Below are 16,266 nucleotides of genomic sequence, written 5' to 3' on the forward strand. Positions count from 1 at the left end.
GAGAGCAGACATGTCCCCATCCACCCGGCCGCTGCCGCAGGGCGGTGACCTGCGCGACCTCCCGCCGGGCCGCGACTACCTCGACCTGAGCACCTGCGCCAATCGGTACGGCCCGCCCCCCGCCGTCGCGGCGGCACTGCGCGATCTCGATCCTCGCGCCCTGCTCCCGCACCCGTACGAGGCGGAGGCCAGGTTCGTCGCGGCCTACGCCGCCTACCTCGGGCTGCCGGAGGGCGAGCTGGTGGCTGGGCGCGGGATCTCGGAGTTCATCCGGCTGCTCGCGGCCGTCGTGCCCGCCGATGAGGCCGTGGTGATCACCCCCGACTACACCGACACCGTCGCCTCCTTCCGCCGCCACCTCGCGCCCGCCGGGACCGAGACGGCCCGCACCCGGCTCGACCGGGTCGCCGAGGCGATGCGCCGCTTCCGATACGTGGTGCTGTCCAACCCCAACAACCCGCTCGGGCTGCACCTGCCGCGCGGCGAGCTGGCCGCGATCTGCGCGGCCAACCCCGGCTCGACCCTGGTCGTGGACGAGGCCTACATCGACTTCACCGCGGCAGGCCTGGAGGCCTCGATGAGCCGCGCCGGGGTGGGGAACGTGGCGGTGCTGCTGTCGCCGAACAAGCTGTTCGGCATCGCCGGCACCCGCACCGGCGCGCTGTGGACGGCCGACGCCCGGCTACGTGAGCTCCTCCGAACCCAGCGCCCGAACTGGCCGATCTCCTACCTGGACTCCCTCGTCGCCTGCGCCGCCGTCGGCTCGGCGGGCTGGGCCGCGACCACCCGGGCGCGGCTGCTCGCCACCGCCTCGCGAATGGAGGCACTGCTGGCCCCGTGGCACGAGAACGTCGTCACGGGCGTGCCCGTCCACTACCGCTTCGTCGCCACCCGGGAACCCGAGCGGCTGCGCGGCCTGCTCGCCGGCGCCGGCATCGCGGTGCGCGCCTTCTCCACAACCGACCCGCACCGCATGCCCGGGCTGCGGATCACCGCGCCGCGCGAGGCCGAGTTCGCAGCGCTCGCCCAGGCCATCGGGGAGCTGCCATGAGGCCGCGCATCGGCATCACCGGCTACTCGGTGCGCGCCGCCTGGGGCGTCTGGGACGTGCCCGCCGCCCTCGTCCCGGCCGGTTACGTCCGCGCCGTCTCGGCCGCCGGCGGCTGCCCGGTCATCCTCCCGCTGGAGGCCGCTGGGCCCGACGCCCTGTCGTGCGTCGACGGCCTGATCCTGTCCGGCGGCCCCGACATCGCCCCCGCCCGCTACGGCCAGGCCGTACACCCCGAGACCAGATCCCAGCCCGAGCGGGACGAGGCCGAAGCGCTCCTGCTCCGCCTCGCGGCCGACGCCGACCTGCCGGTGCTGGCCGTCTGCCGCGGCATGCAGCTGTTGGTGGTGGAGAACGGCGGGCGGCTGCACCAGCACCTGCCCGACGTGCTCGGCACCACCATCCACATGCCCAGACCCGGCTCGTACGGCAGGCCACGCGCCACCCTCGTCCCCGGCAGCCGCACCGTCGGCCTCCTGGGCACGCATGTCACCCTCGCCTGCCACCACCACCAGGGCGTGGCAGACCCCGGACGGCTGCGCGTCACGGCCACCACGGCCGACGGCCTGCCGGAAGCCGTGGAGGACCCGGGCCGTCGCTTCGCCGTCGGCGTGCAGTGGCACCCGGAGGAGACCAATGACCCCCGCCTGTTCCAGGGGCTCGTCGCGGCCAGCGCCGCCGTGCCCGCCCTGACCTCTTAGAAGGAGGACCATGATGAACGGGCTCGCGACGCGCGAGAACTCGGCGGCCCGGGCCGCGCCGCCGTACGACTGCGCGGTGTGGACCGCGGAGCTGCGCCCCTTGAACGCCCCCTACCGCGCGAGGCTGGTCGTCTTCCCGCACTCGGCGGCGGGCCCCAACACGCTGCTGCCGCTGGTGGCCGAGCTGCCGACGTGGATCCAGGTGATCGGCGTCACCTTGCCCGGCAGGGAGCGGCGCTTCGGCGAGCCGCCGGGGACCGCCGTCGCCGACGTCGTGGCCGGCGTCGGCGACGAGCTGGCCAGGATGGACCCGGCACCCACCTTCCTGCTCGGCCACAGCATGGGAGCCGCGCTGGCGTTCGCGCTCGCGATGCGCCTGCCGGACAGCTGCGCGGGACTGTTCCTCAGCGGCCAGCTGCCCGAGCGCCCGCCCGACGCGATCGACGCCGCCGCTGGAGACGCCGAGCTGGCAGCCTTCCTGCACGCCGGCGGCAACACCGCGCCCGAGCTGCTGGCGGACGAGGAGTGGCGGCGCCACCTCATCGGCCTGCTCCGCAGCGACGTGGACCTGTGCGCGCGGGCGTCAAGGATCAGCGCCGCCGGACTCGTCCACGTACCCATCACCGCCATGGGCGGCGCCCAGGACCCGCACGTGCACCCCGAACTGCTCGGGTCGTGGGCCGCCCGCTCCACCGCGCCCTGCGCCACCGCGCTCTTCCCCGGGCGCCACTTCTACCTGCTCGACCCGGCCAACCTGGCCGCCGTCGCCGACACCGTCAGCACCGTGATCCGGACCACCCCGGCGTTCATCGTCGCGATGAGAAGGGCGAGACCATGACCACCATCACCCACAACCCTCCCGGCCTCGACCTCGATGAGGTCGCGGGCTTCTGGCGCGACGGCTTCTGCGGGCCGTACCCGCTGAACCTGCCCGACAGCACGCTCGCCGAACTAGGGGAGCGGTGCCAGCGCACCGTCCAGGAGCGCCGCCGCCACCCGCTCTACGACAGGTACTCGCTGCGCGACTGGCACCTCGTGGACCTCGACCTGGAGCGGCTGTTCTGCGACCCGGCCATCGTCGGCAGGGCCGCCGCGCTGCTCGGCGCCGACCTGCTGCTGTGGCGCTCGAAGATCTTCTACAAGCCGCCGGGCGGCGACGCCATCGGCTGGCACCAGGAGTGGGGCGCCTTCGACGGCGAGGAGATCGGCAACTCCACCCCGTCGCTGCGTCCCGCCAACCCCGGCGGCAGCATCTGGGACCTGACCGTCTGGGTCGCCCTCGACGACGTGACCAACGACAACGGCCCGCTCCAGTTCGCCGCAGGCACGCACGGCACCAGGGTTCCGTGGGTACGGGTGCCGATGACGCAGTCGGCCTTCTACGAGGAGCCGTTCAACGGCCTGACCACCTCCGAGATCGTCGACAGGACCCGCAACTGCGAGCTCGCGCTCGACATCGACACCGCCGGCTGGCTGGACGGCTTCGACCTCGAGGGCGCCAGCAGGGACAACGTCATCGACCACCTGCGTGCTCGCTTCGACGAACTGCTGGCCAAGTACACCGACTTCGAGCCCGAGCCGGGCACGGTGGCCACGATGACCATGAAGCGCGGCTCGTTCGTCATCTTCAGCGAGCGGACCATGCACGGCTCGCCCGCCAACCTGTCGCCGGTGCGGCGGATGGCGGTCAACTGCCGCATCGCCCGCGCCGACACGCTGATCTACCCGGGGCGACTGGACGGCAACCTGATCGACGGGTCCAACCTGGACATCAGCCGCCACACCAGCCTGCTGATCTCGGGCGACCCGGTGGAGGGCCGCAACCAGTGGCGGCTCCCGGTCCGGTGATCCCCGTGACCTCCGGCCTGGTACCCGACGCGGTGGCGCTCACGGCACGCGCCCAGCCGGACGCGCTCGCCGTCGAGGACGGCGAGCGGCGCGTCACCTACCGCGAGCTGATCGGCTCCGCCGACGCGCTGGCCGCCCGCCTGCGCGCAGGCGGGGCCGGACCCGACACCCGGGTGGCGGTGCGCATGGGCCGCTCGGCGGAGCAGGTGATCGCCGCGCTGGCCGTGCTGCGCGCGGGCGCGGCCTACGTGCCCGTCGACCCCGCGCTGCCCGCCGCCCGCCAGCGGGACCTGCTGGCCGACAGCGGAGCCCTGACCGTGCTGGAGGGGCAGGACGTGCCAGTCGTTCCCGGCGGAGCGTCCGCCGGGATGCCCGCCGACCCCGCCGCGCTGGCCTACCTGATCTTCACCTCGGGTTCGACCGGGCGGCCCAAGGCGGTGGGCGTCCACCATGCCGCGCTGGCCAACCTCGTTTCCTGGCACGTGCGCGCCTTCCGGCTCTCGCCCGCCGACCGGTTCTGCCCGTGCGCGGGAGTCGGCTTCGACGCCTCCGTCATGGAACTGTGGCCGCACCTGGTGGCGGGGGCGTGCCTGGTCATCCCCGGAGAGTCCGTCCGGCGCGACCCCGAGGAACTGCGTGCCTTCATCGAGGAGCGCGGCGTCACCGGCGCGTTCGTGCCGACCGCGATGACCGAGCCGTTGCTGGGCGGGAGCTGGTCCGACGGCAGCGCGCTGCGGCTGGTCCACACCGGGGGAGAGGCGCTGCGTGCCCGGCCGCGCCCTGGCCTGCCATACACGCTGGCCAACCACTACGGCCCCGCGGAGACCACGGTGATCGCCACGTCGTGCGCGGTCGCGCCCGGCGATGGCGAGCCGACGATCGGCCGGCCCATCGACAACGTCGAGGCGCTCGTCATGGATCCGTACGGCGAGCCGGTCGCGAACGGCCGGGCGGGGGAGCTGTACGTGGGCGGCACCGGGGTGGGCAGAGGATATGTCACCGATCCGCGGCTGACCGCCGAACGGTTCGTCCCCGCGCCCGGCGGTGAGCGCCGCTACCGCACCGGCGACCTGGTGCGGCGGCGGCCCGACGGCGACTACGACTACTGCGGCCGGGTCGACGACCAGGTGCAGATCCGGGGCCAGCGCGTCGAGCCCGGCGAGGTGGAGGCCGTGCTGTGCGGCCACCCCGGCATCGCCGCGGCCAGGGTCGTCGCGGTCACGGACGCCTCCGGCGAGCTGTGGCTGTCCGCGTTCTACCTCTCCGACGAGCCGCGGCCGGAGCTGCGCGGGTGGCTCGCCGAGCGGCTGCCCGCCGCCTTCGTCCCGGCCGACCTGGTGCGGTGCGAGCGGCTCCCGCTCACCGCCAACGGCAAGGTCGATCGCGCGGTGCTGCGGGACTGGGCCGGCGACCTGGAACGCGGGGCGGGCGCCGCACCGAGCACCCCGCACGAGGTCGGCCTGGCGGCGATCTGGCAGGAGGTGCTCGGCTTCCCCGTCGGGGTCGACCAGCCCTTCGACGCCGTCGGCGGCAACTCGCTGCAGGCCGTCAGGGTCGTGCGGCGCATCAAGGACCGGCTCGGCGTGCGACTGCCGCTGCGGGAGTTCTTCCCCTCGATCACCATCGCCGAGCTGGCGAGGAGGACGTCATGATCGTGCCGCGCAGGCTGGAGCCCGCCACTGTCAGGGTCGCCGCGCTCGACCCCGAGCGCGGGGTGCTGCTCCTGCGCAGGGCTCCGGTGTACGGCGAGCCGTTCTGGTGCCTGCCCGGCCGGGTCCGCGAGGAGGGCGCCGGGGCTCGGGAGTGCGCGCAGGCGTGCCTGGCCGAGCTCGGGCTAGAGGGCCAGGCGGAGAAAGCGACCCTTCGGCGTACGGTGACCATCACCACCCCCGACGGCCTGGTCCGGCAGGAGGAGACGATCGTGCGAGCGACCGTCACTGGCGGGCGGGCAGGCGAGGGCCGGTGGTGGGACGTGGCGGGCCCCGCGCCCGGCGTCGTGTATCCGGGTTGGAGCGAGGCTATCGGACAGGGCGAGGATCGATTTAGATGAATCCGTAGGGGTTCGTCGACCGCGCAGGGGGCGGCGGTGGAATTCAGGCTTCTCGGTCCGGTCGAGGTCGTCATCGCGGACGAGCCCGTCGCCATTGCCTCCGCGCGCCAGCAGATCGTGCTGACCATGCTGCTGCTCGAGGCCAACCAGGTCGTGCCGGTGAGCAGGCTGGTCGACGCCCTCTGGGACGACCGGCCACCCAGGACGGCCCGCAGCCAGGTGCAGATCTGCGTCTCCGGGCTCCGCACGCTGCTCAACACCGACGACCGCGGCGAGATCCTCCAGACCCGGCCGCCGGGCTACCTCATCAGGGTGGAGGACGACGAATTGGACCTGCGCCGGTTCGAGCGGCTGGTGGCCCGCGCGGCCGAGGTCGCCGCCGCGCAGCCCGCCGAGGCGGTGCGCGACCTGCGGGCCGCGCTGGCGCTGTGGCGGGGGCCTGCCGCGAGCGGCGTGCGCAGCGAGATCGTCCAGGCCGCGGCCACCATGCTCGGCGAGAGCCGCCTGGCCGCCCTCGAGCAGTGCCTCCAGCTGGAGCTCGACCTCGGCAACCACCACGAGGTGGTGGGCGAACTGACCGGGCTGGTGGCCGAACACCCGCTGCGGGAACGCTTCCGCGGCCAGCTCATGCTCGCCCTCTACCGCTCCGGCAGGCAGGCCGAGGCCCTGGAGGTGTTCCGGCAGACCCGGCGGACCTTCGTCGACGAGCTCGGCCTCGACCCCGGCCAGGACCTGCAGAACCTCGAACGCGCGATCCTCACCAGGGACCCCGAGCTGGAGCTCCCCGACGACGTCAGGTGGGGTGCGCGGGTCGAGCCGGAGGGCGTCTCGTTCGTGCCGCGGCAGCTGCCCGCGGAGATCACCGACTTCATCGGTCATCGGGAGGTGGTCGAGGAGGTGTGTGCCGTGCTCTCCTCGCGCGCCCGTGCTCAGCTGCCCGTGGTCACGCTGACAGGCAAGGGCGGGGTCGGGAAGAGCGCGCTGGCGGTCCACGCCGCGCACCAGCTGCTCGAGCACTATCCCGACGGGCAGCTGTTCGCCCGGTTGCACGACGGAGAGGGGCAGCGCAGCCAGCCGTACGGGCTGCTCGAACGCTTCCTGCGCGCGCTCGGCGTGGCGCCGAGCGCGCTGCCCGACACGCTGGAGGGGCGGGCGGCGATGTACCGCAGCTGCCTGGCGGAGCGGCGGGTGCTGATCGTCCTCGACGACATGGTGTTGATGAACCAGGCGATCCCGCTGTTACCCGGCAGCGAGGGCTGCGGCGTGATCATCACGACCCGCAACCGGCTGCCGTGGCCGCAGAACGCCCACCAGGTCGAGCTCGACATGCTGGCCGAGAGCGCCGGGATCGAGCTGGTCACCCGGATCATCGGCCAGGAACGGGCGAAGGCGGAGCCGGAGTCCGTGACCGAGCTGGTCGCCCTGTGCGACTCCCTGCCCCTGGCCCTGCACATCGTCGCGGCCAAGCTCGCCTCCCGCCAGCACTGGCCGATCAGTGCCATGGTGCAGCGGCTGCGCGACGAGCGGCGTCGGCTGGACGAGCTCGACCTTGAGGGGGTCAGCGTGCGCGCCACGCTCTCCTTCTCCTACGACAGCCTCAGCGACGACGGCCGGCGGCTGTTCCGGCGGCTCGGCGTGCTCGGGGAGGTCAGCTTCGCCGCGTGGACCGCCGCGCCGCTGCTCGGCGTCGCCCACGTGGTGGCCGAAGACCTGCTCGAGGACCTTGTCGCCGCCCGGCTCGTGGAGGCCGAACAGAGCCCCGACGGGTTCGTACGCTTCCACCTGCACGATCTCATCCGCATCTTCGCCACCGAGCTGCTGACCCAGGAGGACACGCCCGCCGAACGGCAGCAGGCGCTCGGCCGCCTGCTCGGCTGCTGGCTGTTCCTCGCCCGCGAGGCGCACAGCCGCGTCTATGGCGGGGATCACTGCGTGCTGCACGGGGACGCGGAGCTGTGGCGGCTGCCGCCGGAGGTGGTCGAGGCCGAGCTGGGCGACGATCCGCTCGGGTGGTTCCGGCGCGAGCACACCGCGCTGGTGTCCGCCACGATGCAGGCGGCCAGGTCCGGCATTAGCGAGGTGTGCTGGGACCTGGCGATGACGTCCGTGACGCTGTTCGAGTCGGGCTTGCACACCGACGACTGGCGCGAGACCCACGACGCCGCGCTCAAGGCGGCCCGCGCCGCGGGCGACCGGCGCGGCGAAGGCGCCATGTCGTACTCGCTGGGACTGCTGGAGCTCACGCGCGACCTCGCGGAGGCGGGACGCTACCTGCGTGAGTCGCTGGAGATCTTCCAGGAGCTGCGGGAGCCGCACGGGCTCGCGCTCGCGCTCAGCGAGCTGGCCTTCGTCCACCGGCAGACGGGGGACTATCCCGGCGCGCTCGCCCTGTGCGACGAGGCGCTCGCGCACTCGCAGCGCGTGGCCGATCCGGTGTGCGAGGCGAACCTGCTGCGGAACATGGCCCAGATCCACCTCGACCAGCAGCACAGGGACGTGGCCGTGCAGCTGCTCGACGAGGCGTTCATCATGTCGCACAAGGCCGGGGCGACCAGGGTGACGGCACAGATCGAGTACCAACGGGCGGAGCTGTACCTGCGGGAGGGGCACCTCGAGCGGGCGCGGATCGCCTACGCCTTCGTCCTTCGGGCCGCCCGGGAGTCCGGGGACCTCATCGGTCAGGGTTACGCGCTGCTCGGCCTGGGCAGCAGCCGCGGTCCCGCTTTGGCCCCGGACTCTGTGTCGGGGTCCTCTGTGCCGGGGTCCTCTGCGTCGGGGTCGGAGCTCGCTGAGGCGCTGGAGCTGGCCGAGCGGGAGTTCGCCGGGGCGCTGGAGCTGGCCGAGCGCACCCGGGATGCGCTGCTGCGGGGGCGGGTGCTGCTGGCGCTCGGGACGCTGCACGCGCGGGCCGACGGAAGCCGCGCGCTGGGCCTGCTCGCCGAGGCTCTGGAGGTGTTCGGCGAGCTGGGCGACGCCGCCGTCTGGCAGGCCAGGGCGTTGGAACCGGTGGGAGCGCTGCGGTTGGCGCAAGGCGACAGGGATGCCGCCGCACGGGCGTGGCGCCAGGCGCTCGAACTGATCGGGGACGTCGACCCGGCCCTGACCGCGCGCCTCACGACCGCCCTCGACCGGCTCGGCTGACCCGGCTCCCGGATCGCCTCAGGCGCCGGTGCCGCCGCTGCCGCCCCACGGCGGGCCGTCGGGGGTGCCGCCGGCGAGGTTCGTGATCGCGCCGTTTGTGGTGACGGCGGCCTGCGCTTGGGCGGCGGCCTGGGTGGTGGCGGCGGCCAGTGCCGAGAGCGCCAGGACCAGGGCCAGGAGCAGATTACGCATCGGAACCCTCCACGGGTGTGTTTCGTCGTCGTCGAGAACTGACGCCATTCCACGCTGACCCATCTGTTTGATCGCTATCGTTCCGCCATCGCCGCGGCTGTGCCGTACGCGATGGCCCGGCGATAGCGGGACGAGAACGCGGCCAGCCATCGTGACGCCAGAAGGGTCGGGTGGTCTCATGCCCCTGAGAGTGGACGTGGTCGACGTCGCGCACGGCCGTCCGGCGGCAGGCGTGCGGATCCTGGCCTTCCGGCTGGCGGAGGCGTCCTCTTCCGAGGCAGAGGGCTGCACGGACCAGTCCGGTTCGCTTGTCTGGCCGGACCTCGCGCTCCCGCTGTCACGCGGCTCCTACCGCTTGGAGCTGAACGTGGACAGTTATTTCGCCACCCTCGGCATCGTCCCCGCCAACCCCCTCGTGGTCATCGTCTTCCGCGTCAGCGACCCCGCCGACCCACCCCGCCTGACCGTGCTGATCGCGCCTAACGCCCACACGGTCTACAGCGTCAACTGACCATCCCCAGAGGAGGACAACCTCATGCGCCAGAGACGAATCCATCGCAGCCGACCGGCGCGCCGGGTCGAGGAACGCCACGTCGACCTCCGCACCCCTTCCGGTCACCAGCTCCGCTACTAGCCTTGTTCAACAACCTTCCGGTGGTCTGCGGCGCTACTCGTGCTCGCCAAACCGTAGCGTCGCGACGACCGGCAGGCGGTCAGAGGCCGTGGTCGCGATGGTGCGGCCGACGGCGCAGCGACTCGCTCTCCCCGAGAGCGCCGAGACGCTCCACGTTGAGCTTGGATCGCCCTTTGTCCGGCATCACGATGGAGACCTTCGCCTCCTCGCCAGCTTCGTCAGCCGCCCGGCCGCCTGCCGCAGGCGGCGTCCAGCACCCGTACCCGTTCAGCTCACAGCGCATGGGTCCATGCCGGCGACAGGCATATCGTCCCTCCGGCGCACGCGGGAACCTGGCCCACTAGCCGCGCCAACCTAGATCAGCGCATCCATGGTCACTCTCCGTGTTCAGCGAGGTGTTGCCAGAAACGATCACGCGTTGAACGCTTTGGTCAAGCCAGTAGGGCATCCACCAGGCGTGACGCTCGCCAACCGATGCGCGCGGGGGTGACCTCGGACACGATCTTGCTGACACTCAGTGGCAATCTGCACTCGCATGAGTGGCAAAACCCAAGGACAGCTTCGTGGCAATGCGCACCAACCCTGGCACTCATCGGATGCAGAGTCTCGCCGGGACCGTCGCTGAGAGTTACTTGCGGGAATTCTGCCTTCTCGCAAGTTATCTTCGCGCAACGGATCTGAATTTTTGATTTTTAATTTCTGGAAAATAAAAATGCTAGGGTGCTCTTGTGGCTGGGGAGACGGGCGTGGTGACGCCGTGCAAGCAGTGCGGGAAGCCGATCGAGCAGCGGCAGGGGAGGGGGCGGCCCAAGGAGTACTGCCCCGATGGGGAGTGTCAGGCGGCGGCGAAGCGGGAGCGGGAGTTGCGACGCGCGACGCCGGGGCTGGAGGGGGCGCTGGCCAGGGCGGAGCAGCTGTACGAGCGGATGGAGCAGGGGCTTGGCGCTGCGATCGAGCCGCTGGCCCGGGCGCTGGCCACCGAGTTGAGCCCGGCCGGTGTCGAGGCCAAGCTCAGCGCTGTGCAGGCGGAGGCGCACACGCGCGTCGCCATCGCACGCACCGAGCGGGAGCAGGCTTTCGAGCAGGTACGGCTGGCCAGAGAGGCGGCCGAGTACGCGCGAGTCGAGGCACGCGAGATGCGCGCCCAGGTGGAGGAGGCCCAGTCCGAGCGCGACACGGCCCTGGCCGATGCTGAGAAGGCCCGCGAGCAGGCCCTCGCCGCCCTGCGCGAGGCGGCGGCCACCGAACGACAGTCCGTCCAGGCCGTCGACGAGGCCAACCGCCGTGCCGCCCTGGCCGAGGAACGTACCCAGCTGGCCGAACAGCGCGCGGAAGAGGCCACCACCCGAGCCGACCAGGCGGAACAGCGCACCCTCGACGCGGAGCACCGTGCCGCTCAGGCCGACGAACGCACCGCCGAAGCCGAACGTCGTGCCGAGCGGCGCCTCGCGGAGGCCGAGCAGCAGATCGAGCAGGCAGGCCAGCGTGCTGCTGAATCAGAGCGTCGCGCCGAGCAGGCAGACCAGCACGCAGCCGAGGCGGATCACCGCGCCGAGCAAGCGGAGCAACGCATCGCCGATGCCAAGCGTCACGCTGATCGGCGCGTCGCTGACGCCGAGGACCGGATCGAGCAGGCAGAGCGGCGTGCCGCGGATTCTGAGCGTGGCGCTGAAGAAGCCCGCCAACGGACCACTGATGTCGAGCGCCGTGTCGAAGAGGCGAACCAGCGGACCGCTGAGGCCGAACGTCGGGTCCAGCAAGCCGACCAGCGTGCGATCGCGGCCCAGCAGCGCGCCGAGGAGGTCGAGCTGGCTCGCGACCAGGCGGTTCAGGAGTTGGCCGAACGGATCGAGCGTGCCCAGGTGGAAAGTAGGGCAGCGGAGACCCGAGCTGCCCAGGCCGAGCTGGATGCCACCTCACGCATCGCCGAGGTGCGCGAGGAAGCGGTCGCGGTTGTGGCCCGGGTGAAGGGAGAGGTGGAGCAGGCGCTGGCTGTGGCAGGGGCACGCGCCGAGGCGGCGGAGGCCGAACGCGACCGAGCCAACGAGCGCGCCACGCGAGCCGAACGCGCCACGACCAAGGCAGAGCGCGCAGCCGCGGAGATAGAGGTGGCACGCTCGGTCGCCGTGAAGGACGCCTCAAAGGCGACGGCCGCCCTCGAGGAACGCGACCGCCTGCACGCCGAACTACGTCTGGAACGCGCTCGCCTGGGGGACCTACGCTCCGAACTGCAGGCCGTACGCGAAGAAGCCGCGCAGCTACGCGAAAGAGCCGTGGCCGCAGAACTGGCCCACCGCCCAGACTGACGCCCGACACCCGAGGCAGCCCTGGAGGCTGTCACGCGCTGACCCAAGGTGCACTTGTTCCGCCCCGGCCCCCGGCCCTGGCCCTGGCGCGACCCTGGCCCCCGGCCCCGAGGGCCGGGGGGGAGGGGATCTGGTTGCTCGGTCGGGTCGTTCGGCATTCGCGCCAACTGCCTCGGCCCAGGTGACCATCTGTCAGCCACCAGGAATCAACCTGGTGATTCGGCGCTCGGGAGGGCGTGGCTTTTTGGCGTTGAAGGGCTCGTGGCAGGCCGATCCGCACCATCAGGCTCGCCACCTGGCGGCGGCCGCCTCCCATACGGCGGACGCCGGCCTGTCACTCGTTCCGATAGGCCATGAGTGTTCACCGAGAAGGGGGAGCTGGAACAGCGCCGAGTTGCTGCAGCTGTGAGAGGGCGTCGACGACTCCCCAGATCTCAGCGACTCGGCCGTCGGCGAAGCGGATGATGAAGATCTCCGCCCAGGCTGCCGTGCCCATCGTGAAGTTCTGGGGCGAGGGCCTGCTTGCCTCGGTGGACGGGCTGCGGTTCGTCGTCCCCGTCCGTACGGTAAGCGCGGCGCCGTCGCCGAAGTATTTCGGGTTCAAGCGGGGCATCACCTGGCTCAACGCCGTCAACAACCAGGTCGCGGGCATCGGGCAGATGGTCGTCCCGGGCACCCCGCGCGACTCACTGCACATCCTGGACGGCGGGGTGAAGCCGGAGATGGGGGCGACTGACAACGCCTCGTACTCCGACATGGTGTTCGGCCTGTTCAAGATCCTCGGCTACAACTTCAGCCCGCGGTTCCGCGACCTGGACGACCAGCGGTTCTGGCGGGCCACGATGCCCGGCGTCGAGACGGGCACGTACGGCGCGGTGCTGGACCTGGCGCGCAACCGGGTGAACTTGAACAAGGTGATCACGCAGTGGCCGGACATGCTGAAGGTCGCGGGTTCCCTGGTCACCAACCAGGTCCGCGCCTACGACCTGCTGCGCATGTTCGGACGCGAAGGGCGCCCGACTCCGCTGGGTGCGGCGTTCGCCGAGTACGGGCGGATCGCGAAGACCGAGCACCTGCTGCGGGTGGTCGACCCGGTCGACGACACCTACCGGCGGCAGATGAACCGGCAGCTCACCGTGCAGGAGTCCCGCCACAAGCTGGCCCGTGACGTGTGCACGGCAAGCGCGGCACCATCCACCAGGCATACCGCGACAGTATGGAGGACCAGCTCGGCGCGCTCGGTCTGGTCCTCAACGCCATCGTGCTCTGGACCACGCGGTACATCGACGCCGCCCAGCTCCAGACCGAAGGCCACGAGATCCGGGAGGAGGACATCGCCCGGCTCTCCCCGCTCAAACACCACAACCTGAACCTGCTCGGCCGCTACAGCTTCACCGCCAGCGTCCCGGCCGCCGACGCCCTGCGCCCGCTGCGCGATCCGGACGCGCCGGATCCGGACGAGGACGACGACGGCCGCGAGGACTGAGCCGAGGCTTGTGCCCCCGGCCGCAGGTCGCTGAGCGGGGAACTGCGCGCGAAGGTGAGGGTCACGCGTCCTGTTCGGCGCCGGTCATCAGGGCGAGCAGCCTGTGGGGCGCATGGTCGTCGATCATGATCGTGTAGAAGCCGTCGTCGTCCGCTTCCACGGTGGCGGCGCGGGCGAACATGGCTTGTTCGTGCGCGGCGAGGGCGGCCTCCGCATCGCCGGGGCGTGCGGCGAGGGCCCGGCCGAGTTCAGCGCCGTCCTGCATGGCCAAGTTGGCGCCTTCGCCGTTCGGCGCCCGGAGGTGGGCGGCATCGCCGAGCAGGGTCACCCCCGGTATGCGGTCCCAGCGGTGCCCGGCCGGCAGTGTGAAGATAGGGCGCAGGGCCGGCGGGGTGTCGCTGTCGGTGATCAGGGCGGTGAGTTCGGGGGCCCAGCCGTCGAACTCCTTCGCGACCCGTACGGTGAGGGCTGTGGCATCGGTGGCATCAAAGTCGGCGAACCAGTCCTGGGGCTTCTTGAGCTGTGCGTAGGTGTGCAGGGTCCCGCTGCCCTCCCGGTGGGCCAGCAGTCCCCTCCCCGGTGCGAGGGCGAACAGCGATCCGGCCCCGACCGCCTCGGCGGAGGCGGGATGGCGGGTTCCTGCGTCGAAGAGGAACGTCTCCACGCTGCAGACGCCGAAGTACTCCGGAGCGGCCTCGGAGAGCAGCGGTCGTACGCGCGACCAGGCGCCGTCGGCACCGATGAGGAGGTCCGCGACAACAGTGGTGTCGTCGGCGAAGTCCACCTGGTGGCGGCCCTCGCCGAGAGCCCGCACCGCGGTGGCCTTGCGACCCCAGCGGACGGTGCCGGCGGGCAGGGAGTCGAGCAGCATCTGCCGCAGTTCGCCGCGCGGTGCCTCCGGGCGTTCGCCGCTTCCGTCGTCGGGCAGGTCGAGCAGCACGCTCCCCGCCTGGTCCATGACCCGGTACGCCTCCCGGCCCGGCAGGATCAGCTTGCGGAACTCCTCGATCAGACCGGCTGCTTCCAGAGCGGCCTGACCGCTCTGAGGGTGGAGGTCGAGCAGTCCGCCCTGGCGGCGGGTGTCCGGTGCGGGATCCGCCTCGTAGACCGCGGCCGGGATGCCGTACACATGCAGTACGCGGGCCAGTGTCAGGCCGCCCAGACCTGCTCCGATGATCGTGACAGGTGTCGTCATGGTTTCCTCCCTAGCCCCTTGGGGGTGCCGTGACGCCCTCATTGGATCGCCACTCCAATCACGCTAACACGAAGTTGGATCGACGCTCCATTCGTGCGATGCTGGGGTCATGGTGAAGAGAACAGCGAAGGGATCTGCGCGGGCCCCGCGGCGGACGGACAGCCTGTCGAGGGAGCTGATCATCCAGACCGCGATCGAGATCCTGGACAGCGGTGGCGAGAAGGCGCTGACGCTGCGCGCGCTCACCGTGCGCCTGAGCACCGGCTACGGAGCGATCTACCACCACGTCGCGGACAAGAGTGATCTGCTCGCGACGGCCGCTGACGACGTCATCACCGGCGTGCTGTCTGGCGCGGTCGCCGATGCGGACCCGCGCACTGCTCTGCGCGGCCTCGCCCTCGGCCTGTTCGATGCGATCGATGCCCACCCGTGGGTCGGGGCAGAATTCTCCCGCCAACCGTGGCGGCCCGCGCTGCTGGACTTCTACGAGAGCATCGGCCGCCTGCTGGACGCCCTCGACATTCCGGAGAAGGCGCGCTTTGACGCGGCCGGCACGCTCGTGAACTACGTCCTCGGCGTCGCCGCGCAGAACGCCGCGAACGCACGGCTCCTCGTAGGCAGCGACACAGACCGAGAGACCTTCCTGGAGAACGCTGCCACGCAATGGGCGCAGATCGACCCCGGCCGATACCCGTTCGTACACGCGGCGGCGACTCAGCTAGGCAAGCACGACGACCGCGAGCAATTCCTCATCGGGGTCGACATCTTCCTCGCCGGTATCGCAATCCTGCGCTAGAAGACCCCGACGCTCGCTGCCCTCGCGGCGCCAGCCACCGGACAAGCACTGCGAGGGCCAACCCACCGCTGACCCGCAGCGGCCTCCGTCACGCCCAGCCGGTTCGCGTCCTTACGCCGCAGCGCGATCAGATCGCGGTCGTCATCATCGGATCGCGGTTCCCTCTCGCTTCGTCGCCCGACCGCTCGGTCCTGTCGGCAATCGATCGTTTGCCGACAGGGAGGCCGGCCGCATTGCGGCGCGGTGCACCAGGCCGTCCAAGATAAGGGTCAGGCCGGCCTCGAACGCCGACTCGTGGTCGATCACAGGCATGTCCGCCGGTGGATCCGAGCCGTCGCCGGAGTCGGCGTCCGCCTGTTCCTCCAGGACGCTGCCGACCGTGAAACGGCCGGCGGCCAGCATCGCCATCTGGGCGTCCCGCTCAGGCACTCCGGAGGTGACCAGGAAGTCCATCTTGCGGCGGATCCGGTCGAGGTCGTTGGCAGGGGTGCTGCCTGCGTGGAGGCGTGCGCCGTCCCGGCGCATCAGCAGGGTGTGCCGGAAACTTCGCATGTTGTCCAGGAACCAGTCGCGCCAGTCGTCGTCGGGCGTCGGCAGCGCGGCGGCCGCATGCGGTGCCATCGCCGCATCCGCCATGGCGGCGAGGAGGTCCTTCTTGGTGCGGAAGTACCAGTAGAGCGAGGGCTGTTCGACGCCCAGCCGCTTCGCCAGCCGCCGCGTACTGACCGTGTCCAGCCCGACCTCGTCGAGCAGGTCGAGCGCCTCGGAGACGACGATCTCACGGTTCACCTTGGTCACGTTGACAAATCTATCACTGATAGGTGACTCTGGAGGAGAATCATTCACTGATAGATTTTTGGGGTGATGGG

At 71.4% G+C, this 16,266-nt stretch carries 13 protein-coding genes and 1 pseudogene; 11 read left to right on the plus strand and 3 right to left on the minus strand.

Translation table 11 applies throughout. The features are described from left to right. Positions 1 to 10: 10 nt before the first annotated feature. From KIK09_RS40755 to KIK09_RS60300, 7 genes are read left to right on the plus strand one after another with little or no spacing between them, the layout of a single operon-like run. A complete protein-coding gene (locus KIK09_RS40755; RefSeq protein ID WP_214324851.1) occupies positions 11 to 1,051 on the plus strand; it encodes an aminotransferase class I/II-fold pyridoxal phosphate-dependent enzyme in 1,041 nt (346 codons plus the stop codon). Further along, positions 1,048 to 1,749: a gamma-glutamyl-gamma-aminobutyrate hydrolase family protein gene (locus KIK09_RS40760; protein ID WP_214324852.1), complete on the plus strand. Its 702-nt coding sequence runs from the start codon at positions 1,048 to 1,050 to the stop codon at positions 1,747 to 1,749. Before KIK09_RS40755 ends, KIK09_RS40760 begins: the two co-directional genes overlap by 4 nt. Before the next feature lie 10 nt (positions 1,750 to 1,759). Then, positions 1,760 to 2,587, plus strand: a complete 828-nt coding sequence (locus KIK09_RS40765) for a thioesterase II family protein (protein WP_214324853.1) — start codon at positions 1,760 to 1,762, stop codon at positions 2,585 to 2,587. Further along, the gene (locus KIK09_RS40770) at positions 2,584 to 3,597 is read left to right on the plus strand and encodes a phytanoyl-CoA dioxygenase family protein (RefSeq protein ID WP_214324854.1); all 1,014 of its coding nucleotides are present in this window, start codon (positions 2,584 to 2,586) and stop codon (positions 3,595 to 3,597) included. The genes KIK09_RS40765 and KIK09_RS40770 overlap by 4 nt, the downstream gene beginning before the upstream one ends. 5 nt (positions 3,598 to 3,602) lie before the next feature. Continuing rightward, positions 3,603 to 5,249: a non-ribosomal peptide synthetase gene (locus tag KIK09_RS40775; protein WP_214324855.1), complete on the plus strand. Its 1,647-nt coding sequence runs from the start codon at positions 3,603 to 3,605 to the stop codon at positions 5,247 to 5,249. Further along, the gene (locus KIK09_RS40780; RefSeq protein ID WP_214324856.1) at positions 5,246 to 5,647 is read left to right on the plus strand and encodes an NUDIX hydrolase; all 402 of its coding nucleotides are present in this window, start codon (positions 5,246 to 5,248) and stop codon (positions 5,645 to 5,647) included. Before KIK09_RS40775 ends, KIK09_RS40780 begins: the two co-directional genes overlap by 4 nt. Before the next feature lie 36 nt (positions 5,648 to 5,683). After that, positions 5,684 to 8,788, plus strand: coding sequence for an AfsR/SARP family transcriptional regulator (locus KIK09_RS60300; RefSeq protein WP_214324857.1), 3,105 nt, complete (start codon positions 5,684 to 5,686; stop codon positions 8,786 to 8,788). A gap of 18 nt (positions 8,789 to 8,806) precedes the next feature. Here KIK09_RS60300 and KIK09_RS40790 read toward each other — a convergent pair whose 3' ends face one another. Further along, positions 8,807 to 8,980, minus strand: a complete 174-nt coding sequence (locus KIK09_RS40790; RefSeq protein WP_214324858.1) for a hypothetical protein — start codon at positions 8,978 to 8,980, stop codon at positions 8,807 to 8,809. 178 nt (positions 8,981 to 9,158) lie between these two features. On the opposite strand from KIK09_RS40790, the gene KIK09_RS40795 reads away from it, so the two are divergent. From KIK09_RS40795 to KIK09_RS40805, 3 genes and pseudogenes are all read left to right on the plus strand, one after another. Then, positions 9,159 to 9,491, plus strand: coding sequence for a hydroxyisourate hydrolase (locus KIK09_RS40795; RefSeq protein ID WP_214324859.1), 333 nt, complete (start codon positions 9,159 to 9,161; stop codon positions 9,489 to 9,491). Between the two features lie 851 nt (positions 9,492 to 10,342). Then, the gene (locus tag KIK09_RS40800; RefSeq protein WP_214324860.1) at positions 10,343 to 11,920 is read left to right on the plus strand and encodes a coiled-coil domain-containing protein; all 1,578 of its coding nucleotides are present in this window, start codon (positions 10,343 to 10,345) and stop codon (positions 11,918 to 11,920) included. Positions 11,921 to 12,351: 431 nt separating this feature from the next. After that, positions 12,352 to 13,406: pseudogene (locus tag KIK09_RS40805) on the plus strand (Tn3 family transposase); the annotation flags it as partial. Positions 13,407 to 13,467: 61 nt separating this feature from the next. On the opposite strand, the gene KIK09_RS40810 reads toward KIK09_RS40805, so the two are convergent. Beyond that, complete coding sequence (locus KIK09_RS40810; protein ID WP_214324862.1) at positions 13,468 to 14,601, minus strand: FAD-dependent oxidoreductase; 1,134 nt, start codon at positions 14,599 to 14,601, stop codon at positions 13,468 to 13,470. A 109-nt stretch (positions 14,602 to 14,710) separates the two neighbouring features. On the opposite strand from KIK09_RS40810, the gene KIK09_RS40815 reads away from it, so the two are divergent. Next, positions 14,711 to 15,397, plus strand: coding sequence for a TetR/AcrR family transcriptional regulator (locus tag KIK09_RS40815; RefSeq protein ID WP_214324863.1), 687 nt, complete (start codon positions 14,711 to 14,713; stop codon positions 15,395 to 15,397). A 144-nt stretch (positions 15,398 to 15,541) separates the two neighbouring features. On the opposite strand, the gene KIK09_RS40820 is transcribed toward KIK09_RS40815, so the two are convergent. Then, positions 15,542 to 16,195 (minus strand): TetR/AcrR family transcriptional regulator C-terminal domain-containing protein, encoded by a 654-nt coding sequence (locus KIK09_RS40820; RefSeq protein WP_308164616.1) that lies wholly within the window; start codon positions 16,193 to 16,195, stop codon positions 15,542 to 15,544. Between the last annotated feature and the right edge of the window lie 71 nt (positions 16,196 to 16,266).

It is taken from the genome of Nonomuraea sediminis (assembly GCF_018531495.1).
Lineage (GTDB): Bacteria > Actinomycetota > Actinomycetes > Streptosporangiales > Streptosporangiaceae > Nonomuraea > Nonomuraea sediminis.

What these genes read in the sequence shown, in the direction of transcription:
- KIK09_RS40755 (WP_214324851.1), top strand. Translation starts at nt 11, where the DNA reads ATGTCCCCATCCACCCGGCCGCTGCCGCAGGGCGGTGACCTGCGCGAC.
- KIK09_RS40760 (WP_214324852.1), top strand. Translation starts at nt 1,048, where the DNA reads ATGAGGCCGCGCATCGGCATCACCGGCTACTCGGTGCGCGCCGCCTGG.
- KIK09_RS40765 (WP_214324853.1), top strand. Translation starts at nt 1,760, where the DNA reads ATGATGAACGGGCTCGCGACGCGCGAGAACTCGGCGGCCCGGGCCGCG.
- KIK09_RS40770 (WP_214324854.1), top strand. Translation starts at nt 2,584, where the DNA reads ATGACCACCATCACCCACAACCCTCCCGGCCTCGACCTCGATGAGGTC.
- KIK09_RS40780 (WP_214324856.1), top strand. Translation starts at nt 5,246, where the DNA reads ATGATCGTGCCGCGCAGGCTGGAGCCCGCCACTGTCAGGGTCGCCGCG.
- KIK09_RS40790 (WP_214324858.1), bottom strand. Translation starts at nt 8,980, where the DNA reads ATGCGTAATCTGCTCCTGGCCCTGGTCCTGGCGCTCTCGGCACTGGCC.
- KIK09_RS40795 (WP_214324859.1), top strand. Translation starts at nt 9,159, where the DNA reads ATGCCCCTGAGAGTGGACGTGGTCGACGTCGCGCACGGCCGTCCGGCG.
- KIK09_RS40810 (WP_214324862.1), bottom strand. Translation starts at nt 14,601, where the DNA reads ATGACGACACCTGTCACGATCATCGGAGCAGGTCTGGGCGGCCTGACA.
- KIK09_RS40815 (WP_214324863.1), top strand. Translation starts at nt 14,711, where the DNA reads ATGGTGAAGAGAACAGCGAAGGGATCTGCGCGGGCCCCGCGGCGGACG.